The organism is Bradyrhizobium sp. SZCCT0153 (assembly GCF_018129995.1).
Classification (GTDB): Bacteria; Pseudomonadota; Alphaproteobacteria; order Rhizobiales; family Xanthobacteraceae; genus Bradyrhizobium; species Bradyrhizobium japonicum_G.
In genome coordinates, this window is sequence record NZ_JAFCKS010000004.1 from 390,096 (window position 1) to 416,694 (window position 26,599).

The following is a 26,599-nucleotide window of genomic DNA, read 5'->3' on the forward strand; positions in this document are numbered from 1 at the left end:
TATAAGGGGCTGTTCCGGCGCGCCTGAGGCCCTCAGGTTGGGCCCGGGCCGGTTTGGCCGAGGGGAGACCCGTGCAGACGACGCTGCTCGGATTAGCGATTGCCTTCATCATTGCGCTGCTGGCCGCGCTGATCGGGCCCTACTTCATCGACTGGAACCAGTTCAGGCCCCAGTTCGAGGCGGAGGCGGGCCGAATCATCGGCGTGCCGGTGCGGGTGGCGGGTGAGCTCGACGCGCGGCTGTTGCCGGCGCCGAAGCTGCGGCTGCGCGCCGTCACTTTCGGCGGCAACAACGATCTCGGCCGCCTGCGCGCCGACAAGCTCGACGTCGAGTTCAGCCTGAGCTCCCTGATGCGCGGCGAATGGCGCGCCACCGAGCTTTCGGTCAACGGCATGGCGGTCGATCTCGGCCTCGATGCCAGGGGGCGGGTCGATTTGCCCTCCACCGCGAGCGGTACCTTCAATCTGGCCTCGCTGGCGATCGAGCGGCTGAACCTCACCGGCCGCATCGCGCTGCATGACGCCGCCAGCCGTTCGACGCTGGAACTGAACGACATCGCCTTCTCCGGCGACGTGCGCTCTCTGGCCGGATCGGTCCGCGGCGACGGCAGCTTCACCGCGACCGGGGTGCGCTATCCGTTCCGCGTCTCCTCCGGTCCGAGCGCCGACGGCAGCGCCACCCGTCTCCATCTCAACATCGACCCCGGCGAGCGTGCGATCCTCGCCGATCTCGAAGGCGTGCTCGCCTTCGACAACCGCCTGCCGAAATTCGAGGGGGCGTTGACGCTGGCCGTGCCCGCGATCAGGAAGGCGGGCGAAGCGGGGCCGATGCCGTGGAAGCTCACGACAAAACTCAAGGCAGATCCGGCGGGCGCGAAATTCGAGCAGATCGATGCCAGTTTCGGCCCCGAAGACACGGCGCTGAAGCTCGGCGGCGTCGGCGACCTCAGGTTCGGCGCTTCGCCGCTGTTGCGTGCGGTCCTGTCGGCACGCCAGGTCGACGCCGACAAGCTGACGGCCAGGAACGATACCGATCCGCAGCGTGTCATGCCGGCGCTGCGCGCGGGCCTCGCCGCGATTCCGCAGGCGCCCATTCCCGCGCAGATCGAGTTCAACTCCGACCAGATCATGCTCGGCGGCCGTCCGCTCCAGAACATCACCGCGGAGCTAGCGACCGACGGGCGGTCCTGGACGTTCCAGCGGCTCGAGCTGCGCGCGCCCGGCATGACGCAGCTCTCGCTCAACGGCGCGACGCCCGGCGCCGACAGTTTCAGCGGCCGCCTCAGCATCGAATCCTCCGATCCCGATACGCTGGTGGCCTGGCTCCAGGGCCGCACCGAGGTCAACCGCCGCAGCACGCGGCCGCTGCGGCTTGCCGGTGACGTGACGATCGCCGCCAATCATTTCGCCATCGACAGGCTGAAAGCCGAGATCGAGGGCGGCGCGGTCGAAGGCCGCATCGCCTTCGTCCAGACCGGCGCGAGCAAGGGCTCGCGGATCGACGCCGAGCTCAAGGCCGACCGCCTCGACCTCGATGCCGCCGCAAGCTTCGCGCGCGCGCTTGCCGGGCCGCAGGGCGAATGGCCGGAGGAGGCGAAGCTGTCGCTCGATATCGGCCGCGCGATCTCCGCGGGCCAGGAACTGCGGCCGTTTGCGGCGAAGCTCGGCTACGGTCCTGCAGCGCTGTCGCTGGAGCAGTTGCGGTTCGGCCAGGCCAGCGGCGTGACCACGGAAGCAAGCGGCAGCTTCGACCGCGCCGGGGCCACGGGCAAGCTGACGCTGAAATCCTCTGCCAATTCGCTGCGCGACCTCACGGCGCTGCTCGAGCCGATTGCGCCCTCGGTCCGCGCGCGGCTCGACGCGATGCCGTCGCTGCCCGGGGCGACGCGCCTCAAGCTCGACCTCAGTCTCGACACCAACGCCGAGCATGCCGATCGCAACGACGCCCGTGCCGTGCTCGATCTCGACGCGCCGCAGCTCAAGGCCATCGCGACGCTGGCCGCCCAGACGCCGGTCGCCGCAATCAACGGCATCGATATCGATCGCTTGCGCAACAGCGACTTCACGCTGGACTCGAAGATATCGACGCCGCAGGCCGGCGCACTGCTGGCGCTGTTCGGGCTCGATCGCGTGGTGGCCGCGGGCGAGGGGGCCTCTCAATTCGAGGGCAGGCTGAGCGGCGCCTGGCGGCGGCCATTGCAACTGAGTGCAAAGCTCAGCGGCGGCGGGCTGGATGCGAACGCGCAAGGCAGCGTCGACTTGTCGTCCGAGCTCAAGGGCAGCGTGAACCTTCGCGTACGCAACGCCAATCTGGCGCCGCTGTTCGGAACCGGTCCAGCCGTCCAATCGGTGCGGACCGTCAACCTGTCCTCGCGCGTCGGCCTCTCCGGCAACCGCCTGACCTTCGACGATCTCGACGGCGGCGCGGCCGGCTCGCATCTGCGCGGTCATCTCGCGATGACGCTCGATCAGGAGAAGAGCGTCGACGGCGAGGTGGGCCTCGATACGCTCGACTTCGCGCCCGCGCTCGCAATGGCCATCGGCGCGGCCGGCCATGATTCCGGCGAGCCGCTGGGTGCGGGTCTTCTCGGTGGCTGGCGCGGCCGCATCGCCTTCCAGGCCTTGCGCGGCATGCTTCCGGGCGGCATCGAGCTGCGCCCCTTTGGCGGCACGATCCGGAGCGACGGCCAGTCGCTCGCGCTCGACGCGCTCAAGGGCGGCCTCGGCGGCGGCGAGATGTCGGCGAGTCTCGACGTGCGCAATGGCCCGAGCGGCGTTGCGCTGAGCGCGCGCATCGAGCTCGGCAATGTCGATGCGACGGCGCTGCGCTACCGCGATCTCGCGCTGCCCAAGGGACGCGCCTCGTTGCAGATGGCGCTGACCAGCCAGGGCCGCAGTGTTGCGGCCTTGACCGGCGCGCTCGCCGGCAACGGCACGGTGACGTTGGACGCCGCTGAAATCTCAGGCCTCAATCCCCGTGCTTTCGAGATCGCCATCCGCGCCAGCGACGGCGGCCAGGTCGCCGACGACGCCAGGCTGCGGCAGCTGGTCGAGCCTGCGTTGTCGGCAGCTCCGATCGCGGTTGCCTCGGCACAGATTCCGTTCACGATCCGTGACGGCCGACTGCGCGTCGGCGCGACGTCGCTGGAAGCAAAGAACGCACGTGCCATCGTCTCCGGAGGCTACGACATTCCCGCCGACCAGGCCGACATCCGCGCCAGCCTGACGCCGATCATGACCGGGCTCTCCGGCGCACCGCCGGAGATCCAGTTGTTTGCGGCAGGTCCTCCCGACAAGCTGAGCCGCACCGTCGATCTCGCGCCGCTGTCCTCGTGGCTTGCGGTGCGAACGATCGACCGCGAGACGCGCCGGCTCGACGCGATCGAGCGCGGCGAGCCGCCGCCCGCGACCGCCGCGCTGCCGACGCTGGTCTCGCCGGAGCCGCTGTCGGAGCCGCCGCTGCTGGACGTGCCGATGCCCGGCCGCGATCCGCGCCGCGCGCCGCCCAAGCCCAGGATTGAACCGAAGGCGGCGCCTCTGCCGAAGGCGCCGCTGGCCGCGCCCGCCGCGCCAAGTCCTCCACTCACAAGTCCTCCACACGCAAGCCCGCCGCTTGCGAGCCAGCAGGCCGCGCCGCTGCCGCCGCCGATCGACGTGCGGCCGGCCCCGGGTCCGCCGCCCGCAAAGCCCAGGCCGAAGCCGCCGCTGGTTTTGACGCCGTCGAACCCGTGAGGGCGTCGTGGTTGGGAGGTTGGGCGGCAGGCTGCTCTTACCTCTCCCGCTTGCGGGGGAGGTCGCGCCGAAGGCGCGGGAGGAGGCTCTCTCCTCTGGGAGAATCCCTCTGTTGAGGCACCCTCTCCCTAACCCTCTCCCGCAAGCGGGAGAGGGAGTGAACCTCCCGCGTTACGCGGTGGTAAATCCATTCCCTCGCATTTGAATGAATATTGTCGGCAAAACTGCTCTGCCGGTTTTACTGGATTTGCGCGTTTGTTCCCTAGTCTCGTTGCCAGAGGAATTCGGCGTCCTGCCGACGCAAGCAGGACGGCTCGCCAAGAACTGGGTTTGAGAACTGGGGTGATCGACATGAACGGGGCGAAAACGCTTCTGCAGGATCTGGACGACGCGATCGCTCGCGGCACCGACGAAAGCCGGACCAAGGCGTTGTGGCATGCGACCGACATCCTGATCACCGGCCGCTACAGCGACGACGAGATCAGCATGTTCGGCGAGGTCATCGGCCGGCTTGCCGAAGAGATCGAGGTCGCCGCGCGCGCGCAGCTCTCGGAGCTGATGGCGGCGTGCGATCATGCTCCGCTCAACGTCATCGAGAAACTCGCCTCGGACGACGAGATCGAGGTCGCCGGTCCCGTGCTGCGCGACTCCACGCGTATCGACGAGAAGATGCTGATCGAGAACGCCCTGACCAAGGGGCAGGCGCATCTGCTCGCGATCGCCCAGCGCGAATCGATCGGCGAGGCCGTGACCGACGTGCTGGTCAAGCGGGGCAACCAGGAGGTCGTGACGTCGGTTGCGAAGAACGAGGGTGCTCGCTTCTCCGGCTCGGGCCTCCTCCACATGGTCCGCCGCGCCGAGGGCGACTCGATCCTCGCCGAGCAGCTCGGCCTGCGCAAGGACGTGCCGCGTCACGTCTTCCAGCAGCTGATCTCGAAAGCGTCGGAAGACGTCCGCCGCCGGCTCGAGAGCGAGCGCCCGGAGATGATGGCGCAGATCCAGAGTTCGGTGACCGAGGTCACCGGCGACCTGCAGTCGAAGTTCGGCCCCTCGTCGCGCAGCTATTTCGTCGCCAAGCGCGTGGTGACGACGCAGTATCGGCAGGGCAACCTCAATCAGGAATCGATCTCGAACTACGCACGCCAGCACCGCTTCGACGAGGTTCAGATCGGCTTGTCGCTGCTGTCCGCGCTGCCGGTCGACGTGATCGAGCGCGCGATGATGGACCGCAACCGCGAGATGATCCTGGTGCTGTGCAAGGCGCTCGACTTCTCCTGGGAGACGACGATGTCGCTGCTGTTCCTCGGCGCCAAGGATCATTTGATCACGGCACGCGAGCTTCACGACAATGAGCGCGATTTCGGCCGGCTCAAGACCGAGACCTCGCGCAGCGTTCTGAAGTTCTACCAGTCGCGCAAGACCGGCGCGGGTGCCGATTCCGTTTCGGGCCGTCAGCCCGAGCTCCAGATCCACTGAACGGGTGCACTGAGCATCATCCCGGAATTCGAAGGGGAGTATTTGCAATGTTGCCTCAATTCGGCACCGCAATTCGCAAGAGTCCGAACAAGTCCCTCAACACGGCTGCAGCCGGCGATATCGGCGGCGCGCCGGACAAGGCCTCGGTCGATGCCGCATGGCTCGTGCTCGAGGCCGCCAACGATCTCGGCGACCACGCCGCGATCGAAGCCTGCCGCCGCGTCATCGACGCCGAGCTGAACGGCACGGTCGCCGGCAACTCGGACCTCGATCTCGTGCTGGGATATTTCCGGTAGAACTCGGCCGGGCCGCGCCCCGCCGGGTGCTCATTCGGCGTCTAGGCGTTCGCGCCGCCGTCGACGGTCAATGTCGAGCCGGTGATGTACTTGGCCTTCGGGCTGGCGAGGAACGCGACTGCATTGGCGATATCGTCCGTCGCGCCGTACCGGCCCAGCGCCATGAACTGCTTCAATGTCTCCGCGGTCGGGCCACTCGCAGGATTCATGTCGGTGTCGATCGAGCCGGGCTGCACCAGGTTGACCGTGACGTCCCTGGGGCCAAGCTCCCGCGCAAGCGCCTTCGTGAAGGCGGCGAGCGCCGACTTCGACGCCGCGTACACGCCGAGCACCGGCGACGGCACGCGGTCGGCGAAATAACTGCCGATGGTGATGATGCGGCCGCCCTTGCCGAGGTGGGGCAGTGCGGCCTTGCTCGCGACAATCGGGGAACGGACGTTGACGTTCAGCAGCGCATCGATATCCCCGAGCGAGATGTCGTTGAGGCCGCCCAATCGCAGAATTCCGGCGTTGTTGACCAGGATATCGAGCCCGCCCAGTGCCGCGACGGTCTTGTCGACCGAGGCCCGGACGGCGGCGACATCGGCGCTGTCGGCCTGGATCGCCACGGCGTTCCGCCCCTCCGCCTTGATGGCGTCAACGACGCCTCCGGCGCTGTCTGCCGACTTCTCGTAAGTAATTGCAACATCTGCGCCTTCCGCGGCCAGCGCCTTTGCGATGGCTGCACCGATACCCCTGCTTGCGCCCGTGACCAGGGCCCGTTTTCCTGCCAGATTCATTTGCTCTCTCCAATTCTGTAACGATCGACACAGAATATGTGGAGTCTTGAACGGCGGCGTCAAGTCAATTATGTGTTGATCATTACAGAAAGCGAGCGATGGCCGGACGTCCCAGGGAATTCGATCGCGAGGCAGCACTCGAAGCCGCCATGCTCCTGTTTTGGCGCAAGGGGTTCGAGGCGGCCTCGATGCACGATCTCTGTGACGCCATGGGCGTCCGCTCGCCGAGCCTCTATGCGGCTTTCGACAGCAAGGAGGCGCTCTATCTCGCCGCGATCGAGCATTACGTCCTGACCCACGGGCAATCGGTCTGGGACAGGCTCTCGGAAGGAAAAACCGCGCGGGCCGGCATCGAGAACCTGCTGATCGGGGCCGCCGAGACCCTGCCGAAATCCCGGACGGCTCCGGCCGGCTGCATGGCCGTGCTGGGCGCCGTCAGCGACGAATGGCCGGCCGCGATTGCACGCGCCATCAGGAAGGTCCGGCTCGAGATGTTCGGCAATCTGCGCGCGCGGATCGAGGGGGCGGTCGCCAACGGCGAAGTGCCCGCCGCGACCAACATCGAGGCCCTGAGCCGGTTCTATCTCAGCGTCTTCCAGGGCATGGCGATCCAGGCCAAGGACGGCGCCACGCCCGAGGAACTGAGAGGCGCAGCCAAGGCGGCGATGGCTGCGTGGCCGGGGAACGGATAGAGCGAGTCTGTCTGCAACGCGTGCGTCTCGACCGCGACGCGGACACGCCCATTGCACGCAGCTGTGATCGGGGAACCTCGGCCGCGCCTGTAACGAGTGACGCTCCCCTCCGTAAAGGGCGTAGCGAACGCTCCGTTCGCCAACAGTTGCGCGCGCGGTCAGGGGAGACATCGTCACATGAAAGGCGTCGCCGAGAATGGCGGCGGTTCTTATCGTTCGCTCGCCATTCTGCGCTGGGTCATGGTGATCGTATTCGTCTCGTTTGGAATGCAGAAATTCACGCTGCAATCCGCACAGGGCATCGCTCAGTTCATCAGCAACAGCCCGTTCATCTCCTGGCTGTCGGTGTTCGGCCTGAGGGGAGAGGCCTATTTTCTCGGTGTCGCCGAATTCGTGATTGCGGCGCTGCTCGCGGCCGGCAGCTTCAGTCCGGTCATGTCCGCGCTCGGTTCGTTCATGGGCATGGTGACCTTCGCGATCACGTGGTCGTTCTTCTTCACGACGCCGGGCGTCGTCAAATGGAGCCTTTCGTCCGATCCGATGGCGTGGAATCTGACCGGCGAATTTCTGTTCAAGGATATCGTCCTGCTGTGCGTTTGCGGGGTGTTGTTTCTCGCCTCTTTGCCGCGATCGGTTGTCCGACTGCGCACCGGCTGAGCGTCAAGCCCCCCACCGCCGGATGCGGTAGATCACGACGTCATTGCCGTGGCGTATCGTGCTTTGCTCGAGCAGATAATTCGACTTCTCCAGCACCCGGCGGGACGCGCCGTTCCCGACATAGACGATGCCGATGAGGGACGGCAGCTCGAATCGCGACAGGCCGATGTCCGTCAGCGCCGTCGCGATCTCGCTTGCCAGTCCCTGGCCCCAGAACTCGCGCTTGAACGCGTAGGCGATCTCGATCTCGTCGATGTCGTCCACCATGATGTGGCGGATGCCCGCCCGTCCGGCGAATGTCCCGTCCTTCGATCGCAGCACCCAGAGCCCGAAGCCGTGCTGGTCCCAATGCGCCATGTTGGTGCCGAGATAGGTCCTGGTCACCTCGGGTGCGCGCACGCCGCCGAGATAGCGCGACACCTCGGCATCGAGATGCAGCGCGACGAGATCGTCGAGGGATCTTCGTTCAGCCTCTCCGCGGTCAGTCTGCTGGTGCTGAAATGATCCATGGAGACAGATAGCAGCTTTCTGAGCCGGACGTCACCACGCCGGCGAGGAGTCTTCGCGCGCAGTGCTAGCGCAACGGTCGCTGTTACTGCAATCCCGGCCGCACCGGGATTGCGTTTTCCGGCTCGCCTTGTCGGGATATCGGGGGCGTGCCGGACACGGCATCGTGTTCTCCTGACTGAGAGAGTTGGACCAAAACGCCCAGAGGGTGTGAATTGCCTCACACACACGTAGTCGCTCCGGACTTACGGTATGCTCTAATTCCGCGTAGAGCGGCCCGTACGAACTATCTCGAGCAAGAGGGAGTTCAGGCTATGGCTAGCATCGTGTTGGGAATTGTCGTTTCCATTCTACTATCGACACAGGCCTCGCTGGATCAGGTCGGCGACGCCGCGTCCGAACTGCTACCTTCGCTGGTACGCTGGTCCATCACGTTGCTGGGCCTTGTCGTGGCAGGCCGGTTGGCTTGGCAAGCGTTTGGCCGTGCGGTCACCATTGCCGAAGTCCCGACTTTCCCGCGATACATGACGACCCGGCAGCAGTATCGACTGGGCGGTTTCATCTTCGTCGTATTCTCATGCGGCTTTTTCCTTCTTCTCATCCATGAGAACCGCGACGTCATCGCCCTGGCGCCGCTGGTTCCCGCAATTCCGGAAGCCGTCGTAGAGGCCGCGAAAAGTCAGTCCGCGCCCTATCTGACCGTCGTCGCCGCAATGGGGGCCGTGTATCTGTTCCTCCTGACAAAGGAGGCTCAGTGGAACGTCCTGCTGATGGTCCGCGACGTGATCCAGAGCTGGATCAGCGTGCCTCAACTCGCCAAGCAGATCATGGCGCAAATCCGCTTCTCGCTGCGCGTGCCACAGGACGTGCTCTCGAAGGTCATCGCGAATTCGCCGGACGTCGTCGATCAGGACTTCCGCAAGGATCCGAACACCCCGGATCGGATGTGGGCGGAAATCTGCTACATGAAATGGTGGCTGACGCAGGGGCGCGACACTGGAGATGACGCCACCTTCTTCACCGAGGACAGCTTTGGTTTCGACAAGCTGATGGCGGACTTCCAGCAAGCGGCGCCGACAATGAGCCAGTGGAAAGCCGGCACGCTGATGGGGCTCGCCGCGCCCCAGGCCACGCAATTGATCAAAGACCTCTACAACCGGTTTGCCCGGCTTGTCGCGTGTTACCTGATCTACCGCAACGGGTCCCGAATTGACCTGCGCAACGAGGCCAGCAAGTTCGGCATCGAAATCGATGCTCCCATTCACGACAATCCGTTGCGATACTGGATCGTCTATATCATTGCACTGATCTGTTCCGTCTATCTGGGCGTGACCATTTCGGCCGTCGTGTATGACGTGCTGCAGGGCAGGGGTATCGTCTGGGCGCAAGACCCCAATCGCTCGATGGCATGGGTCATGTATTCGCTCTGCAATTATGGATTCGCGATCGTCGTCGTTCTCTTGCTTCGATTTGCGATGTCTTCTCTGGGAAACAATTCAGATCAGTCGCACCTCACGACCTATTGCTGGAGCTTTCTGGTCGCGCTCGTCGTGGGGCCCGCGGGTCTGACGGTGGCCGTGCATTACTTCGGCGAGGGCAATCTGCGGGAAATGTCCCTTGCCAGTCTTTACTATGCGATGTTGAAGTGGGGGCTCGGGCCGGCGCTCGTGACCGTCTATATTTCGTACTATCTCGACAGGCAGAGCTGCTCCGATCTGCCGGACATCGATAATTCAGTACGAACGGTCGCGTGGCGGCTGTCCAATTGCCTCGGCTTTGCGGCAACCAACGTGTTCCTGCTTCTTCCGCCCTTGCTGTCGATGACGGCACAGGAAGGGGCGATCTGGGAAACCAGCAAGCTGCGCTTCATTGCGGCCGGCACGACGTTCTGTCTGGCACTCGGCCTCGCATTGGCGGCCCAGTTCGCGCTCAAGAAGGACCGCGTTGGAGCAGTGCTGGCTCACAAGCCGGCATGATCCCGGATACGGTCGGTCATGGCGATGATGGCATTGTGCCGGTGTTTTGCCCGACGGGTCAACCGGCGCTTTGCCGGTAGCCCGGATGGAGCGGCTTGTCCGCCGTAGCTCGAGGAGCAAAGGCGGAAGCCGCTCCATCCGGGCTACGGTCGGATGATTTCGTACTTGCCCAACCCATTGATCTCACAGCTTCCGTCTACTGTGCATGGGGTTGTTTTCGCAGCTTTGGTTTGAGGGGGCTCTATCCCGCCCCCAACGCGACCGCGATATTGTAGGTCAGAAGGCTCGCCGCATAGGCCAGCACCAGCATGTAGCCGAAGGTCACTGCCATCCATCGCCAGCTTCCGGTCTCGCGGCGGATCACGGCCAGCGTCGAGGCGCATTGCGGGGCGAAGATGTACCAGGCCAGCATCGACAGCGCGGTCGCGAGCGACCATTTCGTCGCCAGCACCTGGCCGATCTGCTCGGCCGCTTCCTTGCCGCCTTCGATCGCATAGACGGTGCCGAGGGCGGCGACCGCGACCTCGCGGGCCGCCATGCCCGGGATCAGCGCGACCGCGATCTGCCAGTTGAAGCCGACGGGGGCGAGCAGGGGCTCGAGCGCCTTGCCGATGATCGCGGCGAGGCTGAAGTCGATGGCGGGCTCCGTGGCGCCCGCCGGCGGCTGCGGGAACGAGGCCAGGAACCAGATCAGCACCATCATCGAGAAGATCGTGGTGCCGGCGCGGTGCAGAAACATCTTGGCGCGCGTGGTGACGCCGATCACGATCGATTTCAGCCGCGGCATCTTGTAGTCGGGCAGTTCCAGCATGAACGGCGCCGGTGCATAGTCGCGGAGCATGAAGAATTTGATCAGGAACGAGACGGCCAGCGCGCTGGCGATGCCGGCCGCATAGAGGCCGAACATCACGAGGCCCTGGAGGTTGACGAAGCCCCAGACGTCCTTCGCCGGAATGAAGGCGGAGATGATCAGCGTGTAGACGGGGATGCGCGCCGAGCAGGTCATCAGCGGCGCGATCAGGATCGTGGTCAGCCGGTCGCGCTTGTTGTCGATTACGCGCGTCGCCATGATGCCGGGAATGGCGCAGGCAAAGCTCGACAGCAGCGGAATGAAGGCGCGGCCGTGCAGGCCGGCGCCGCCCATGATGCGGTCCATCAGGAACGCGGCGCGCGCCATGTAGCCGAAATCTTCCAGGAGCAGGATGAACAGGAAGATGATGATGATCTGCGGCAGGAACACGATGACGCTGCCGACGCCCGAGATCACGCCGTTCTGCAGGAAGCTCTGCAGCAGGCCGGCGGGCAGGGTGGCGTGCACGAACTCGCCGAGCGCGTCGAAGCCCGAGTTGAGCAGCTCCATCAGCGGCTGCGCCCAGGCGAACACCGCCTGGAACATCACGAACAGGATAGCCGCGAGCACGATCAGGCCGCCGACCGGATGCAGCACCACGGCATCGATCCGCGCGGTCCAGGTGTCGGGTCTAGCAGGCAGGCTGACGCAGTCGGCGATGATGCGGTCGGCCTCACGCTGGGTGGAACGCAGTTCGCCGACGCTGAGCGCGCGCCAGGTATTCTCCTGCGGCTCGGCGGCGAGTCTTGCCGAGATCTCGTCCGTCAGCGTCAGCAGGTCGGCCGTGCCGCCCTTGCGCACCGCGATCGAGGTGACCACGGGGACGCCGAGCTCCTTGGCGAGCCGCTCCACGTCGACGGTGATGCCGCGCCGGGCCGCGATGTCGAACATGTTGAGCACGAGGACCATCGGCCGGCCGGTGCGCTTGAGCTCCAGCAGCAGGCGGATGGTCAGGCGCAGATTGGTGGAATCGGCCACGCACAGCACGAGATCGGGCACCGTCTCGCCGGAGGCCTTGCCGAGCACGAAGTCGCGGGTGATCTCCTCGTCCGGGCTGCGGCCGCGCAGCGAATAGGTGCCGGGCAGGTCGACCACCGAGACCTGGCGCCCCTGGGGCGTGACAAAGAAGCCTTCCTTGCGCTCGACGGTGACGCCCGGATAGTTCGCGACCTTCTGCCGGCTGCCGGTCAGCGCATTGAACAGCGAGGTCTTGCCGCTGTTGGGCGTGCCGACCAGGGCGAGATGCAGCAGGGGTAATTCCATGGGATTTACTGGTCCGGCCGCATCACGCGACGATGATGGCCATGGCTTCGCGCCGACGCACCGCGATCGTGATGCTGTCGACCCGCACGGCGATCGGGTCGCGCCCGACCAGCCCCTCGTGCAGGACCTCGACCCGGGCACCCTCGACGAAGCCGAGCTCGATCAGCCGGCTCTCGAGCTCGATGTCGGAGAGCGCCGAGGCCGCCTCTTTGACGGAAAGGTGCTGAATGACGCCGGTGTAGCCGCGCTGGGCCAGACCAAGCGGCATATGCGGGCGCGTGTCATTGGTTTCGGTCATGCCCTGTATTTTCAACGCAGGGCATCGAGGTCAAGCGCGCGGGTCGGCCGAAACTGCACCTTAGAGCGATTTTAAAGTGCAGAGCCGGGCGCGCCGAGGGCGAAGCCCCAACGCCTATTGGGCCGGGACCTTGTCCGGCTGGAGGGCGGCCATGGCGCGGCTCTTGAAGTAGTCGAGCACGAACAGGCGGATCGCCGAGGACAGATTGCCCTGCTGGCGGTTGCCGTCGATCTCGCCGACCAGCTCGGACAGCGTCATATTGCGCAGGCCCGAGATCTCCTTCATGCCGTTCCAGAACGCCTCTTCCAGGCTGACGCTGGTCTTGTGGCCGGCGACGACGATCGACCGTTTCACGACCGGCGATTTCATGGCTGTTCCTCGCGATCGATCTGATGCTGGTCCAGGCGTTCCTTCGCCTGGTCCGCGCGCGTCTGCTCCGCCGACCGTTCCGCCTTCGTGCGGCCGAACTTCGCCCGGTTGGCGTCCGCCTGCTTCGCCGAGGTTTCCCGTTCGGCGCGCTTCCTGAAACGATTCAGGTTGATGACGTTCCCCATGCCGCGTCTCCATCATCCGATCCTCTGCAGGCAGGATGAAAACTTCAGAAACAGGGGGCCGCGTGGCGCCCCACAAGACTTGATCGCCATTCGCTTGTCCTCGTCAATCGGCCCTTGGACCATCAAACGATGAATTTCGCCCGGTGGAGGGCAGTGGGACTGCGTAACACGCCGCCCAGCCGCAACATTGACGGTAATCAAATCCCGCCGCCAAAGCCGCATATTTCTGTGGGCGGAGCGTCCGTATCACTACGGATGGCTATCGGAATTCGGAATTTTATCCCGGGCTGGTCATCTTCTCCGGGCGCACCAGGCGGTCGAACTCCTCCGCCGAGACGAAGCCGAGCCGCAGGGCCTCCTCCTTCAGCGTGGTGCCGTTGGCATGCGCCGTCTTGGCCACCTTGGCGGCGTTGTCGTAGCCGATTTTCGGCGCGAGCGCCGTCACCAGCATCAGCGAGCGCTGCATCAGCTCCTTGATGCGCTTCTCGTCGGCGCGGATGCCGCTGACGCAATGCTCGGTGAAGGAGCGCGCGGCGTCCGCCATCAGGCGGATCGAGTGCAGCATGTTGTAGGCCAGCACGGGCTTGTAGACGTTGAGCTCGAAATGGCCCTGGCTGCCGGCGACCGTGATCGCGGTGTGATTGCCGAACACCTGGCAGCACACCATGGTCATCGCCTCGCACTGCGTTGGATTGACCTTGCCCGGCATGATCGAGGAGCCCGGCTCGTTCTCCGGCAGGATCAGTTCGCCGAGGCCCGAGCGCGGGCCCGAGCCGAGCAGGCGGATGTCGTTGGCGATCTTGAACAGGCCTGTCGCAACCGAATTGATGGCGCCGTGCACCAGCACATAGGCGTCGTTCGAGGCCAGCGCCTCGAATTTGTTGGCGGCACTGGTGAAGGGCAGCTTCGTGATCCCGGCGACGTGCTTTGCGAACAGTTTTGCGAAGCGCGGCTTCGAATTGAGGCCGGTGCCGACGGCGGTGCCGCCCTGCGCCAGCGGATGCAGCTCCTTCACCGCGACCTTGAGCCGGGCGATGCCGCTTTCGACCTGGGCGGCATAGCCGGAAAACTCCTGGCCGAGCGTCAGCGGCGTCGCATCCTGGGTGTGGGTGCGGCCGATCTTGACGATGTTCGAAAACGCCTTCTCCTTCTTGCGCAGCGCGCGGAGCAGCTCGCCGAGGGCCGGGACGAGATCGGCATTGATGCGGCTTGCGGCCGCGATGTGCATCGCGGTCGGGAACGAGTCGTTGGACGACTGGCTCATGTTGACGTGATCGTTGGGATGCACGGGCTTCTTGGCGCCGAGCTCGCCGCCGAGCAGCTCGTTGGCGCGGTTGGCGATCACCTCGTTGAGATTCATGTTGCTCTGGGTGCCCGAGCCGGTCTGCCACACCACGAGCGGAAAATGATCGTCCAGCTTGCCCTCGATCACCTCGCGCGCGGCGCGGATGATGGCATTGGCGCGGCGGCGGTCGAGCAGGCCGAGTTCGAGGTTGGACTGCGCTGCGGCGAGCTTGACGATGCCGAGCGCATGCACGAGCGAGATCGGCATGCGGTCGATGCCGATGCGGAAGTTCTGGCGCGAGCGTTCGGTCTGCGCCCCCCAATAGCGATCGGCGGGGACCTCGATGGGGCCGAAGCTGTCGGTCTCGGTGCGGGTCGCGGGGTGGACGGTCTTTGAGTTGGTAGCCTTGGCCATGAGCACATCCATTGCGCCGCACCAAACGCCGGGCGGCTTCTTCATGTGCCTCTATATAGGGAGTCTGGCCGCGTGCGACGGGCTCTGGCCCGATCTAGATCATTTCTTGCGGAAACGATCGAGCCGCACGACTTCGGCGCCGCCCTGGTTGGGGCCCGCCGGCTCCTCGGTGCTTTCCGCGGGCTCGGCGGCAGGCGCCGGCACCGCGACGGCCGACGGCGCGGAAGTGGCCGGCAAGGTCTCGGGCGCGACCTCGGCGACATCGGAGGTGTCGAACTGGAGGCCGAACTTCACGGACGGGTCGAGGAAGCTCTTGATGGCACTGAACGGAACGATCAGCCGCTCCGGAATGCCGCCAAAGGACAGGCCGACCTCGAAACGGTCCTCAAGCACGATCAGATCCCAGAACTGGTGCTGCAGGATGATCGTCATCTCTTCGGGATATTGCGCCAGCAGCCGCGACGACAGCTTCACGCCCTCGGCCTTCGACACGAAGGTGATGAAGAAATGATGCTCGCCCGGCAGTCCATGGGAGGCGGCATCAGTCAGCACCTTGCGCAGCACGCCGCGCAGCGCGTCGCGAGCCAGCACATCGTATCGGATATGATCGGTCGTCATGGTGGTCCTGTTGCATTCCAGGAGCTGGGCCCTGCCGGCCCGACTCGCCAAGCCGCAATAGTACCGCGCCTGACGGGTCAGCAGGAGTCCCCGCGGGGTAGGAAATAAAAGGCAAGTGGAGGCTTCTGTTGCCAGGTGCCTCCGAACCCCGCCTAACGGAGCTTAACCCGTTAGGACTTCAGAATGGTCTTTCAAACTGCGTTACGCAGCCTGAGCAACCGGAGCAAAGTTGTCGTTGGCAACTATTGCATAGCCCGATAACGGCGGAACAATACCGAGAAAAAGAACGCCCTTTACGCCCTCGTCGATCCTATTTCGCCCCCGCCAAAACCCGCCTTTGGGCTCGCCCGCTAGTGGGCTTTGGTGGAGGCGCCGGGTACCGCCCCCGGGTCCGAATGGTTTATTGCGACGACCGTTTATTTCCATAGCCGGCGAACCGGCACCCCCAATATAGGGGGCAAAGGTTTCAAATGACAGGTGTTTCGAGCAGTCTTGGCGAGGTTCCCTTTGGATAGGTTCCGGACGGCTGTCCGGATGACCTTGGCCCCGCTGCCGCGCCCGTTCTAAGCTCCTGACATGTCCCTGGATTCCGCACCGGCCGCACAAGAGCCCGGTATCCCCACCGTCCATGCTTCTCCACCCGGCCTCGTCGCGCTGTTCCTGGCCTTCGCCCGGATGTCGCTGGCCGGCTTCGGCGGGGTTTTGGTGTTTGCCCGGCAGGCCATCGTCGAGCGGCACCGCTGGATGACGGCGGACCAGTTCAACGAGACCTTTGCGCTCTGCCACTTCCTGCCCGGGCCCAACATCGTCAATCTGTCGATGGTGTTCGGGTCGCGGCTGCGCGGGATCGCGGGCGGCGTTGCCGCCTTTACCGGGCTGCTGCTGCCGCCGACGCTGATCATGACTGTGCTTGCGATCGTCTACGCCAGGTTCGGCGATGTGGAGGTGCTGCGCCGCGTCCTGGCGGGCATCTCCTGTGCGGCGGTCGGCCTCTTGATCGCGGTGGTCTTCCGCATGATGACGCCGCTGCTCAAGCGGCTGGACGCCGTCGCGCTCATCCTGATGCTGGGGGTGTTCCTCGCCATCGGCGTCCTTCGCCTGCCGCTCCAGGCCGTGCTTCTGGTCGCGATCCCCCTGAGTGTCGGCGCCATCTTCCTGATGCGGCGGAAGGTAGCAGCATGAACGCCGAGAACCCGATCTGGGCGCTGATCTCCACCTTTGGTCTGATGTCGCTGTTTGCAGTCGGCGGTGCCGCGGCGGCGGTGCCCGAGATGCACCGCATCGCGGTCGAGGTGCATCACTGGATGACGGACAAGCAGTTCGCCGACGCCTACGCGATCGCGCAGCTCTCGCCAGGTCCGAACGTGCTTATCGTGACGTTAATCGGCTATGCCGTCGCCGGCATTCCCGGTGCGCTGGCGGCGACGCTGGCGATGTGCCTGCCGACGGCGCTGCTTGCCTATTGTGTCAGCCGGCTCCTCAACCGGCCGAGCCGATCGCGCTGGCCCGGGCTGATTCAGGCTGCACTGGTTCCGCTCTCGATCGGATTGATGTCAGCCAGTGCCCTGATCCTGGCCCAGTCGACCGATCGCACGCTTGCTGCATTGCTCCTGACCGCGACCGTTGCGGTGATCGCCTCGGTCTCGCGCATCAATCCACTATGGCTTTTGCTCGTCGGAGGCCTGTTGGGTTTTGCTGGCATTGTGTAATGAAAATCGCTAGGCAGTGATCCGGGCGGGGGATCGTTTTCCAGCCGATTAGAACAACATTGCTCGTGACTTACGGGTCGCGGAGGAGACAGGCATGGCCGATACGATGGGCCACTCGGCGACAGCCAACCGAAACACGTCGGTGGTGATCAGCTTTTGTCTGCTGGCCATAGCGCCGCAGATTTTCGAATTCATCTGGTCGTTCGGGACGATCTTTGGCTGGGGCGCCGGACGTGGCCCGGCCGCCATCGTGATCAGCCACGCTGCGGCGCTGCTCGCGGGCGCGCCCGGCGCGTTACTCGGGGTGGTCGGCGGTGACACCAAGAAGGCGTCATCCGATGTGCTGCTGGCGCTGATCTATTCCTATCCGATCTTTGCGGTCGCGATCCTCACGATCTTCATGACGATCAGGTCGGCGCAGGACTATGTCGGCGGTATCGTTCTGATGGCGCTCGCCTTGTTCGCGCTGTGGGCCTCCAGCGATTTGCAGGGTATGCGCGGCTTCTCCTTTGGCGCCGGCACGGCGCCGCGAATGTTTGGCGGGCTCCTCGTCGCACTTGGCGCCGGCATCGCGTTGACGGGACTGCTGACCGATGGGCCGAACATGGCGCACTATGCCTGGCGTGGGCCGCTCTTCGTGATGGTCTCGATCGTCTTCTTCGCGCTGGCGATCCGTCCGCTTGGGGTGGTGGTTTCGGCATTCACGAGCTTCCTGATCGCGGCGATGGGCACGCATGAGACGCGCTGGGTCGAAACGATCATCGTCGGCGCCTGCCTGACGGCCGGCTGCGCAATTCTATTCCCCTACGTGCTCGGATTGCCGATGCCGATGTTCCCGCGTTTCCTGGTCCAGTGAGGGCGTAATGGATATTTTTGCCAACCTCGCTCACGGGTTCGCCGTCGCGCTTTCTCCGATCAACCTCCTGATGTGCCTGATCGGTGCCCTCGTCGGCACGCTGGTCGGCGTTCTCCCGGGTATCGGCACCATTGCGACGGTCGCAATGCTGCTGCCGATCACCTTCGGACTGCCGCCGGTCGGCGCCTTGATCATGCTCGCCGGCATCTATTACGGCGCGCAATATGGCGGTTCGACCACGTCGATCCTCGTGAACATACCGGGCGAGGCGACATCGGTCGTCACCGCCATCGACGGTCACCAGATGGCCAAGCAGGGCCGTGCCGGCCCGGCGCTGGCGATCGCGGCGATCGGCTCGTTCTTCGCCGGCTGCGTTGCGACCGTGCTCATCGCCGTGCTCGGCGCGCCGCTGACCAAGCTTGCGTTGGCGTTCGGCCCGGCCGAATATTTCTCGCTGATGGTGCTCGGCCTGATCTTCGCGGTGGTGCTGGCCAAGGGCTCGGTGCTGAAGGCGATCGCGATGATCGTATTCGGTCTGCTCTTGTCGATGGTCGGCTCCGACATCGAGACCGGCGCCTCGCGCATGGCCTTCAACATTCCGGAGCTTGCCGATGGTCTCGGCTTCGCGACGGTTGCGATGGGCGTGTTCGGCTTCGCCGAGATCATCCGCAATCTCGACGCCGGCGCCGAGATGAACCGCGATCTCGTGCAGCAGAAGATCACCGGCCTGATGCCGACCAGGAAGGATCTGAAAGACTCGGCGCCTGCGATCCTGCGCGGCACGGTGCTCGGCTCGATCCTCGGCATCCTGCCGGGCGGCGGTGCTGTGATCGCCTCGTTCGCGGCCTATACACTCGAGAAGAAGATCGCCAAGGACCCGTCGCGGTTCGGCCGCGGCGCGATCGAGGGTGTGGCGGCGCCGGAAAGCGCCAACAACGCCGCAGCGCAGACGTCTTTCATCCCGCTGCTCACGCTCGGCATCCCGCCGAACGCGGTGATGGCGCTGATGGTGGGCGCGATGACCATCCATGGCATCGTGCCGGGTCCGCAGGTGATGCAGAAGCAACCCGACCTCGTCTGGGGCATGATCGCCTCGATGTGGATCGGCAATCTGATGCTGATCATCATCAACCTGCCGCTGGTCGGAATCTGGGTGCGGCTCTTGCGCGTGCCTTACCGGCTGATGTTCCCCTCGATCGTGATCTTCTGTGCGATCGGCATCTACTCGGTGAACAACGCGCCGGTCGACGTCATCCTCGCGGGTGTCTTTGGCCTGGTCGGCTATTGGCTGATCAAGCACGATTTCGAGCCGGCGCCGCTGCTGCTCGGCATGGTGCTCGGACCGCTGATGGAAGAGAACCTGCGCCGAGCACTTCTGATCTCGCGCGGCGATTGGAGCGTGTTCCTGACGCGTCCTCTGTCGGCGGTGCTGCTCGCGATTGCGGCCTTCCTGCTGGTGCTGACGCTGTTGCCCATGCTGCGTGCCAAGCGCGATGAGGTGTTCACCGAATCCGAGAACTGAGGGCGACGCGCCAGCGTCGGCGCCGTAGCTCAAACCCAAGCCGGCAAATTAGCCAGCAGGATCAAGCTGATAGGCAAGGGGGCGGAGCGCAGGTTCCGCCCCCTTGCCGTTTGCACCGAGAGCGCTCACTTTTCCGGGTATAATGCAAAAGGATGGCGAATCGCCGCTGTCGCAGTGCGGAGGCGGTCGTTAAATTCGCCGCCTTCCCAAAGGCTCAGTTGCACATGCACCAATATCAGGACCTGCTCGAGCGGATTCTTTCAGACGGCGCCGAGAAAACCGACCGGACCGGCACCGGCACGCTGTCGGTGTTCGGCCATCAGATGCGCTTCAACCTGTCCGCCGGTTTCCCGATGCTGACCACCAAGCGGCTGCCGCTGAAGGCGATCGTGCATGAGCTGCTGTGGTTCCTGAAGGGTGACACCAACATCAAATATCTGCGCGACAAGGGCGTCAGCATCTGGGACGAGTGGGCGGACGCCAATGGCGATCTCGGACCCGTCTACGGCCATCAATGGCGTTCCTGGCCCGCGCCGGACGGGCGCAGCATCGACCAGATCGCTAACGTGGTCGACATGATCAAGCGCAATCCGGACTCCCGCCGCCTGATCGTCTCGGCCTGGAATCCGGCCGAGGTCGACAAGATGGCGCTGCCGCCGTGCCATTGCCTGTTCCAGTTCTACGTCGCCAACGGCAAGCTATCGTGCCAGCTCTACCAGCGCTCGGCCGACGTGTTCCTCGGCGTGCCCTTCAACATCGCGTCCTATGCGCTGCTCACCATGATGGTCGCGCAGGTCACCGGCCTGAAGCCCGGCGACTTCGTGCATTCGTTCGGCGATACCCACCTCTATTCCAACCATCTGGAGCAGGCGCGGCTCCAGCTCACGCGCGCGCCGCGCGCGCTGCCGGTGATGCGGATCAATCCCGACGTGAAGGACATCTTCTCCTTCCGCTACGAGGATTTCGAGCTCGTCGGCTACGACCCGCATCCGCACATCAAGGCGGAAGTCGCGGTCTAGCGTCGATGTCGCTCAACATCCGCCGCGCGCGTCCCGGCGAAGCCGGACTCGTTCTCGCGTTCATTCGGGAGCTTGCCGAATACGAAAAGCTTTCGCACGAGGTCGAGGCGACCGAGGCGATGATCGAGGAGGCTTTGTTCGCTGACGATCCGCGGCTCTTCTGTGCGATCGCCGAATGGAATGGCGAGCCGGCCGGCTTTGCGGTGTGGTTTCTCAATTTCTCCACCTTCAGCGGCCGCTACGGCATCTATCTCGAAGATCTCTACGTGCGGCCGCCGCATCGGGGCAGGGGCCTCGGCAAGGCGCTGCTGGTCTATCTGGCGAAGCAATGCGTCGAGAACGGCTGGTCGCGGCTGCAATGGGCGGTGCTGGACTGGAACGCCCCGTCGATCGCATTCTACAGATCGCTCGGCGCCGTCATGCTGGACGATTGGACGCTGTGCCGCGTCGCCGGGCCTGCGCTGACACGACTTGCCGGGAGCCAATCCTGATGGAGATCGTCTTCGTCGTTGCGATCGCGGAGAACGGCGTCATCGGCGCCGGCAACGCGATCCCGTGGCGATTGAAATCCGACATGGCGCGTTTCAAGGCGCTCACGATCGGCAAGCCCGTGATCATGGGCCGCAAGACCTTCGAATCCCTGCGCCGGCCGCTGCCGGGCCGCACCAACATCGTCGTCACGCGCGATGCGGGCTATCGCGCCAATGGTGCCATCGTCACGACGTCGGCTGCCGATGCAGGGATGGTCGCGCGCGGCGATGCCCTGCGGCGTTCGGTCGCCGAGATCGCGGTGATCGGCGGCGCCGAAATCTATCGGCAATGGCTCGATCGCGCCGATCGCCTCGAAATCACCGAAGTGCATGCGCGTCCCGAAGGCGACACGCATTTCGACATCGACAAGGCGGAATGGGATGAGGTGGCGCGCGTCCGCCATCCTGCCGGCCCCGACGACGGCGCCGACTTCTCCTATGTGACATATCGTCGGCGGCGGCCCCATTAACCGCTTTTGCCAATGTTTACATTGACTTTTTCGTGCCCGAGCATAGCTCGGAGGGCGGCGAGGGCTGCGTTGTAAGGGACCTGCCTGTCCCCTATAAAGCCGGACCAGACAATGCGGGCCGGATCAGTTTTAATCCGGTCTGCCGAGGAGAACGTCGAATGCCGTGGAAGAATCAGGGCGGTGGCCCGTGGGGCTCGGGTCCAAAGGGACCATGGGGCTCAGGCCCGCAACCGGTCGGGCCGAGGCCGCCGGATCTGGAAGACCTTCTGCGGCGCGGTCAGGACCGCCTTCAGCAGATCATGCCGGGTGGCTATTTCTCCGGCATCGGCATCACGCTGATCCTGCTCATCATCGTCGCGCTCTGGCTGTTGTCGGGCTTTTTCCGCGTGCAGTCTGAAGAACAAGGCGTCGTGCTGCGCTTTGGCAAGCACGTGCGGACCGTGGACCCGGGCCTGAATTATCACCTGCCCTATCCGATCGAGACAGTGCTGCTGCCGAAGGCGCTACGCGTCTCCACCATCTCCATCGGCATGACACTGATCGACGATCCGGCCCGGCGTGGCCGCTCCATCCGCGACGTGCCGGAAGAGAGCCTGATGCTGACCGGCGACGAGAACATCGTCGATGTCGACTTTACCGTGCTTTGGCGCATCAAGCCGAACGGCGTCGGCAACTTCCTCTTCAACATCCAGAACCCCGAAGGCACTGTGAAGGCCATCGCCGAGAGCGCGATGCGCGAAGTGATCGGCCGCTCCAACATCCAGCCGATCCTGACCGGGGCGCGGACGCAGACCGAAAGCACCGTGCAGGACTTGATGCAGAAGACGCTCGACAACTACGGCGCCGGCATCCAGATCGCCCAGGTGCAGATGCAGAAGGTCGATCCGCCCGCACAGGTGATCGATGCGTTCCGCGACGTGCAGGCGGCGCGCGCCAACCTCGAGCAGTTGCAGAACGAAGCGCAGACCTACGCCAACAAGGTGGTGCCGGAGGCGCGCGGCCGCGCGGCTCAGATCGTGCAGGCGGCCGAAGGCTACAAGGAGCAGGCGGTTGCCGAGGCCAAGGGCCAGAGCTCGCGCTTCCTGAAGGTGTACGAGGAATACAAGAAGGCGCCCGACGTGACGCGTGAACGGATTTATCTGGAGACGATGGAGCGCGTGCTCGGCGGCTCGGAAAAGCTGATCTATGACGGAAGCTCCTCGGGGCAGGGTGTCGTGCCCTATCTTCCGCTCAACGAATTGACGCCCAAGCGGCCGTCCACGACGACCGGCCAGCAGTCGAGCGGAGGCAGCCGATGAGGTCTCCGGTCACAGGTATCGTCGCGCTTCTCGGACTTCTGCTGGTCGTGATCGTCGCCTACATGTCGCTGTTCACGGTGCAACAGACCGAGCAGACCATAGTGCTGCAGTTCGGCAAGCCGGTGGACGTCGTCACCGATCCCGGGCTGCATTTCAAGGCTCCGTGGAACTCGGTGATCAACATCGACAAGCGGATTCTCGACCTGGAGAATCCCTCTCAGGAGGTCATCGCCTCCGACCAGAAGCGCCTCGTGGTCGACGCCTTCGCGCGTTACCGGATCAAGGACGCGTTGCGTTTCTATCAGAGCGTCGGTTCGATCCAGGCGGCCAACCTCCAGCTCACGTCGCTCTTGAACGCGGCGCTGCGCCGCGTTCTCGGCGAGGTCAACTTCATCACCGTCGTGCGTGACGAGCGCGAGAAGCTGATGGGGCGGATCCGCGAGCAACTCGACCGTGAGGCCGACGGCTACGGCATCGAGGTCGTCGACGTCCGCATCCGTCGCGCCGATCTGCCGGAGCAGAACAGCCAGGCGGTCTACCAGCGCATGCAGACCGAACGTCAGCGTGAAGCCGCCGAATTCCGCGCGCAGGGCGGTCAGAAGGCGCAGGAGATCCGCTCCAAGGCCGATCGCGAGGCGACGGTGATCATTGCCGAAGCGAACTCGACCGCCGAACAGACGCGCGGCGTCGGTGACGCCGAGCGCAACCGTCTGTTCGCGGAGGCCTACGGCAAGGATGCCGACTTCTTCGCCTTCTACCGGTCGATGACGGCCTATGAGAACGGGCTGCGCTCGAGCGACACCCGCTTCCTCTTGCGCCCGGACTCGGATTTCTTCCGGTATTTCAGCAACCCGAGCGGCAAGACGGCGACCGAGACACCGGCGAAGCCGTGAGCTAGACAGAGGGCGGCAGTTCTGCCGCCCTTCGTCCAGACAAGAGAGCACAACGGGAGGTTCCAATCCGATGAGGTCCATTGCGTTCGCCGACTTCCTCATCGGCTTAGGCATCCTGTTCGTGCTGGAAGGCTTGATGTTTGCGGCCAGTCCGGCCTGGATGCGCAAGGCCATGAAAAGCGCCATGGCCACCCCCGACAACGTCCTGCGGGCGGTCGGGATCGGTTCGGCCGTGGCCGGCTTGATCCTGATCTGGGTTATGCGACGTCCAATTTAGCCACAGCGCCAACGCCAAAGTGAAGGCGAGAGACCGGTTTTCGCCTTATTATCCGGGTGTTGAGGCCTGTTGAGGTCCGCGCTTGCGCCGTCCCCCCGTTCGAGCGCAGTCTTGACGCCGAATCCTTGTTTTCTGGAGATCACAATGACCGCTGCCACCATTGCACCGATCCGCTTGCGCTTAGGGCTGGCTGCGCTCGCCGTCAGTGCTTTCAGCGCGTTCGGCACGCCGGCCTATGCGCGCGGACCGGAAGGCATTGCCGACGTCGCCGAGAAGGTGATCGACGCGGTCGTCAACATCTCGACCTCGCAGACCGTCGAGGCCAAGGGCGGCGGCAGCAACACCATGCCGCAACTGCCGCCCGGCTCGCCGTTCGAGGAGTTCTTCGACGACTTCTTCAAGAACCGCAAAGGTCCCGGCGGCGGCGGCAAGGGCGGCGACAACGGCCCACCACGCAAGACCAACTCGCTCGGAAGCGGCTTCATCATCGACACATCGGGCATCGCTGTCACCAACAACCATGTCATCGCGGACGCCGACGAGATCAACGTCATCCTCAACGACGGCACCAAGATCAAGGCCGAGCTGGTCGGTGTCGACAAGAAGACCGACCTTGCCGTGCTGAAGTTCAAGCCGACGAAGCCGCTGGTCGCGGTGAAGTTCGGCGACTCCGACAAGCTCCGCCTCGGCGACTGGGTGGTCGCGATCGGCAATCCGTTCAGCCTCGGCGGCACGGTGACGGCCGGAATCGTCTCGGCCAAGAACCGCGACATCTCCAACGGGCCCTATGACAGCTACATCCAGACCGACGCCGCCATCAACCGCGGCAATTCCGGCGGCCCGCTGTTCAACCTCGATGGCGACGTCATCGGCGTCAACACATTGATCATCTCGCCGTCCGGCGGCTCGATCGGCATCGGCTTCGCCGTGCCGTCGAAGACGGTCGCCGGCGTCGTCGACCAGCTCCGTCAGTTCGGCGAATTGCGCCGCGGCTGGCTTGGCGTGCGCATCCAGAGCGTCACCGACGAGATCGCCGAAAGCCTCAACATCAAGCCGCCGCGCGGCGCGCTGGTCGCCGGCGTCGACGACAAGGGCCCGGCCAAGCCCGCCGGCATCGAGCCCGGCGACGTCGTCGTCAAGTTCGACGGCAAGGACGTCAAGGACCCCAAGGACCTTTCCCGCGTCGTTGCCGACACGGCGGTCGGCAAGGAGGTCGACGTCGTCATCATCCGCAAGGGCCAGGAGGAGACCAAGAAGGTCACGCTCGGCCGTCTCCAGGATCCCGAGAAGGTGCAGGCCGCGGTGAAGGCCGACGAGCCTGCTCCAGAAAAGACTGTGACGCAGAAGGCGCTTGGCCTAGATCTGGCGGCACTCAGCAAGGATCTGCGCACGCGCTACAAGATCAAGGACAGCGTCAAGGGCGTGGTCGTCACCAACGTCGACGCCAATTCGGACGCCGCCGAGAAGCGGCTCTCCGCCGGCGACGTCATCGTCGAGGTGGCGCAGGAGGCGGTCGCCAGCGGCGCCGACATCCAGAAGCGGGTCGACCAGCTCAAGAAGGACGGCAAGAAGTCCGTACTGCTGCTCGTCTCCAACGGCGACGGCGAGCTGCGCTTCGTGGCGCTGAGCGTTCAGTAAGGTCTCTGGAATACTGGATCACCCGCTCCACTGCGCAATTGCGCACAAGACGGGTGATGACAGCGGAGAGGGCGTTACGCCTCCACGAACTCGCGCCGCCGATACCCCTGCGCATACAGCAGCGCGGTGAGATCGCCGTGATCGATTCGCGCCGCTGCCGCGGCGGCCACCGCCGGCTTGGCGTGATAGGCCACGCCCAGCCCCGCCGCCTGGATCATCGCGAGGTCATTGGCGCCGTCGCCGACCACGACGGAATCGATGTCGTCGAGATCGAACGACTCCATCAGATCCACCAGCGTCGCGAGCTTCGCCGCGCGGCCCAGGATCGGCTCCTTCACCCCGCCGGTGAACTTGCCGTCGCGGACGACGAGCTCGTTGGCGCGGTTTTCCTGGAAGCCGATCCTGGCGGCGACCGCGCTGGTGAACAGCGTGAATCCACCGGAGACGAGACAGGCATAGGCGCCGTGGGCGCGCATGGTTGCGACCAGCTCACGGCCGCCTGGCGTCAGCGTGATGCGTTCGGCCAGCACCTTGTCGACCACGCCGACCGGGAGGTCCTTCAGCAGCGCGACGCGCTCGCGCAGCGCCGGCTCGAACTCGATCTCGCCGCGCATCGCGCGATCGGTGATGGCAGCCACGTGGGCCTTCAACCCGGCAAAATCGGCGAGCTCATCGATGCATTCCTGGCTGATCATGGTGGAATCCATGTCGGCGAGAAAAAGCTTCTTGCGCCGGAAGCCGACTGGCTGCACGACGATGTCGATGGGCAGGTCGCCGCGAAGCTCGCGGAGCCGCTGTTCGATGGCGTGACGGTCGCCTTCGAGGTTACTGTCGGCGCCGAAGGGGATGTCGACCGCAACCCCGTCGAACAGCCAGTGCGCGGGAGCTGCCTGAGGCAGCACCGCGCGGGCGCCGTCGACGATGGTAGAGTCGAGCGCGGGATTATTCGGGTTGCAGATCAGCGTGGCGACGAGGGACATTTGAGGTTTTC

At 64.8% G+C, this 26,599-nt stretch carries 25 protein-coding genes, 1 other RNA gene and 1 pseudogene; 17 read left to right on the plus strand and 10 right to left on the minus strand.

Annotated elements, in window-relative coordinates; translation table 11 throughout:
- The first annotated feature begins 71 nt into the window (after positions 1-71).
- The 3 genes from JQ572_RS20240 (at position 72) to JQ572_RS20250 (ending at position 5,503) form a co-directional block, all read left to right on the plus strand.
- Positions 72-3,731, plus strand: coding sequence for an AsmA family protein (locus JQ572_RS20240; RefSeq protein WP_211384572.1), 3,660 nt, complete (start codon positions 72-74; stop codon positions 3,729-3,731).
- 351 nt (positions 3,732-4,082) lie between these two features.
- Entirely contained in the window at positions 4,083-5,207 is a 1,125-nt protein-coding gene (locus JQ572_RS20245) for a DUF2336 domain-containing protein (protein ID WP_211384573.1), read from the plus strand.
- A 47-nt stretch (positions 5,208-5,254) separates the two neighbouring features.
- On the plus strand, positions 5,255-5,503 hold the full coding sequence (locus JQ572_RS20250) for a hypothetical protein (protein WP_211384574.1): 249 nt from the start codon (positions 5,255-5,257) through the stop codon (positions 5,501-5,503).
- Positions 5,504-5,544: 41 nt separating this feature from the next.
- Here JQ572_RS20250 and JQ572_RS20255 read toward each other — a convergent pair whose 3' ends face one another.
- The gene (locus JQ572_RS20255) at positions 5,545-6,282 is read right to left on the minus strand and encodes a 3-oxoacyl-ACP reductase family protein (RefSeq protein ID WP_211384575.1); all 738 of its coding nucleotides are present in this window, start codon (positions 6,280-6,282) and stop codon (positions 5,545-5,547) included.
- Between the two features lie 98 nt (positions 6,283-6,380).
- On the opposite strand from JQ572_RS20255, the gene JQ572_RS20260 reads away from it, so the two are divergent.
- The gene (locus tag JQ572_RS20260; protein ID WP_211384576.1) at positions 6,381-6,974 is read left to right on the plus strand and encodes a TetR/AcrR family transcriptional regulator; all 594 of its coding nucleotides are present in this window, start codon (positions 6,381-6,383) and stop codon (positions 6,972-6,974) included.
- A gap of 177 nt (positions 6,975-7,151) precedes the next feature.
- Positions 7,152-7,631, plus strand: a complete 480-nt coding sequence (locus tag JQ572_RS20265) for a YkgB family protein (protein ID WP_211384577.1) — start codon at positions 7,152-7,154, stop codon at positions 7,629-7,631.
- A gap of 3 nt (positions 7,632-7,634) precedes the next feature.
- On the opposite strand, the pseudogene JQ572_RS20270 reads toward JQ572_RS20265, so the two are convergent.
- A pseudogene (locus JQ572_RS20270) lies at positions 7,635-8,140 on the minus strand (GNAT family N-acetyltransferase).
- A 312-nt stretch (positions 8,141-8,452) separates the two neighbouring features.
- Here JQ572_RS20270 and JQ572_RS20275 point away from each other — a divergent pair.
- Positions 8,453-10,114, plus strand: coding sequence for a hypothetical protein (locus tag JQ572_RS20275; protein ID WP_211384578.1), 1,662 nt, complete (start codon positions 8,453-8,455; stop codon positions 10,112-10,114).
- A gap of 241 nt (positions 10,115-10,355) precedes the next feature.
- Here JQ572_RS20275 and feoB read toward each other — a convergent pair whose 3' ends face one another.
- The 7 genes from feoB to ssrA form a co-directional block, all read right to left on the minus strand.
- Positions 10,356-12,227, minus strand: coding sequence for a ferrous iron transporter B (feoB, locus tag JQ572_RS20280; protein WP_211384579.1), 1,872 nt, complete (start codon positions 12,225-12,227; stop codon positions 10,356-10,358).
- Positions 12,228-12,249: 22 nt separating this feature from the next.
- The gene (locus tag JQ572_RS20285; protein WP_211384580.1) at positions 12,250-12,525 is read right to left on the minus strand and encodes a FeoA family protein; all 276 of its coding nucleotides are present in this window, start codon (positions 12,523-12,525) and stop codon (positions 12,250-12,252) included.
- A gap of 114 nt (positions 12,526-12,639) precedes the next feature.
- Positions 12,640-12,894, minus strand: a complete 255-nt coding sequence (locus tag JQ572_RS20290) for a ribbon-helix-helix domain-containing protein (protein ID WP_211384581.1) — start codon at positions 12,892-12,894, stop codon at positions 12,640-12,642.
- A complete protein-coding gene (locus JQ572_RS20295; RefSeq protein WP_211384582.1) occupies positions 12,891-13,079 on the minus strand; it encodes a DUF4169 family protein in 189 nt (62 codons plus the stop codon). The genes JQ572_RS20290 and JQ572_RS20295 overlap by 4 nt, the downstream gene beginning before the upstream one ends.
- A 277-nt stretch (positions 13,080-13,356) precedes the next feature.
- Positions 13,357-14,790 (minus strand): class II fumarate hydratase, encoded by a 1,434-nt coding sequence (gene fumC / locus JQ572_RS20300; RefSeq protein WP_211384583.1) that lies wholly within the window; start codon positions 14,788-14,790, stop codon positions 13,357-13,359.
- Positions 14,791-14,877: 87 nt separating this feature from the next.
- Positions 14,878-15,396 carry an SspB family protein gene (locus JQ572_RS20305; protein ID WP_211384584.1) on the minus strand — a complete coding sequence of 173 codons (519 nt, stop codon included), beginning with the start codon at positions 15,394-15,396 and terminating at the stop codon, positions 14,878-14,880.
- Between the two features lie 114 nt (positions 15,397-15,510).
- Positions 15,511-15,876, minus strand: a transfer-messenger RNA (tmRNA) gene (ssrA, locus tag JQ572_RS20310).
- Between the two features lie 96 nt (positions 15,877-15,972).
- Between ssrA and JQ572_RS20315 the strand changes: the two genes are divergently transcribed.
- From JQ572_RS20315 to JQ572_RS20365, 11 genes are all read left to right on the plus strand, one after another.
- Entirely contained in the window at positions 15,973-16,578 is a 606-nt protein-coding gene (locus tag JQ572_RS20315; RefSeq protein ID WP_211384585.1) for a chromate transporter, read from the plus strand.
- Positions 16,575-17,105 carry a chromate transporter gene (locus JQ572_RS20320; RefSeq protein WP_211384586.1) on the plus strand — a complete coding sequence of 177 codons (531 nt, stop codon included), beginning with the start codon at positions 16,575-16,577 and terminating at the stop codon, positions 17,103-17,105. The genes JQ572_RS20315 and JQ572_RS20320 overlap by 4 nt, the downstream gene beginning before the upstream one ends.
- A gap of 94 nt (positions 17,106-17,199) precedes the next feature.
- Positions 17,200-17,961, plus strand: a complete 762-nt coding sequence (locus tag JQ572_RS20325; protein ID WP_211384587.1) for a tripartite tricarboxylate transporter TctB family protein — start codon at positions 17,200-17,202, stop codon at positions 17,959-17,961.
- Positions 17,962-17,968: 7 nt separating this feature from the next.
- Positions 17,969-19,483 (plus strand): tripartite tricarboxylate transporter permease, encoded by a 1,515-nt coding sequence (locus JQ572_RS20330; protein WP_211384588.1) that lies wholly within the window; start codon positions 17,969-17,971, stop codon positions 19,481-19,483.
- Between the two features lie 224 nt (positions 19,484-19,707).
- Positions 19,708-20,502: a thymidylate synthase gene (locus JQ572_RS20335; RefSeq protein ID WP_211384589.1), complete on the plus strand. Its 795-nt coding sequence runs from the start codon at positions 19,708-19,710 to the stop codon at positions 20,500-20,502.
- Between the two features lie 5 nt (positions 20,503-20,507).
- Positions 20,508-20,993, plus strand: a complete 486-nt coding sequence (locus tag JQ572_RS20340) for a GNAT family N-acetyltransferase (protein ID WP_211384590.1) — start codon at positions 20,508-20,510, stop codon at positions 20,991-20,993.
- The gene (locus tag JQ572_RS20345; protein WP_211384591.1) at positions 20,993-21,502 is read left to right on the plus strand and encodes a dihydrofolate reductase; all 510 of its coding nucleotides are present in this window, start codon (positions 20,993-20,995) and stop codon (positions 21,500-21,502) included. The genes JQ572_RS20340 and JQ572_RS20345 overlap by 1 nt, the downstream gene beginning before the upstream one ends.
- Before the next feature lie 158 nt (positions 21,503-21,660).
- Complete coding sequence (hflK, locus tag JQ572_RS20350; protein ID WP_211384592.1) at positions 21,661-22,800, plus strand: FtsH protease activity modulator HflK; 1,140 nt, start codon at positions 21,661-21,663, stop codon at positions 22,798-22,800.
- Positions 22,797-23,693, plus strand: a complete 897-nt coding sequence (gene hflC, locus JQ572_RS20355) for a protease modulator HflC (protein ID WP_211384593.1) — start codon at positions 22,797-22,799, stop codon at positions 23,691-23,693. Before hflK ends, hflC begins: the two co-directional genes overlap by 4 nt.
- Positions 23,694-23,763: 70 nt before the next feature.
- Positions 23,764-23,970: a DUF2065 domain-containing protein gene (locus JQ572_RS20360; RefSeq protein ID WP_211384594.1), complete on the plus strand. Its 207-nt coding sequence runs from the start codon at positions 23,764-23,766 to the stop codon at positions 23,968-23,970.
- A gap of 144 nt (positions 23,971-24,114) precedes the next feature.
- Complete coding sequence (locus JQ572_RS20365; RefSeq protein WP_211384595.1) at positions 24,115-25,608, plus strand: Do family serine endopeptidase; 1,494 nt, start codon at positions 24,115-24,117, stop codon at positions 25,606-25,608.
- Positions 25,609-25,682: 74 nt separating this feature from the next.
- Here JQ572_RS20365 and serB read toward each other — a convergent pair whose 3' ends face one another.
- Complete coding sequence (gene serB / locus JQ572_RS20370; protein ID WP_211384596.1) at positions 25,683-26,588, minus strand: phosphoserine phosphatase SerB; 906 nt, start codon at positions 26,586-26,588, stop codon at positions 25,683-25,685.
- Between the last annotated feature and the right edge of the window lie 11 nt (positions 26,589-26,599).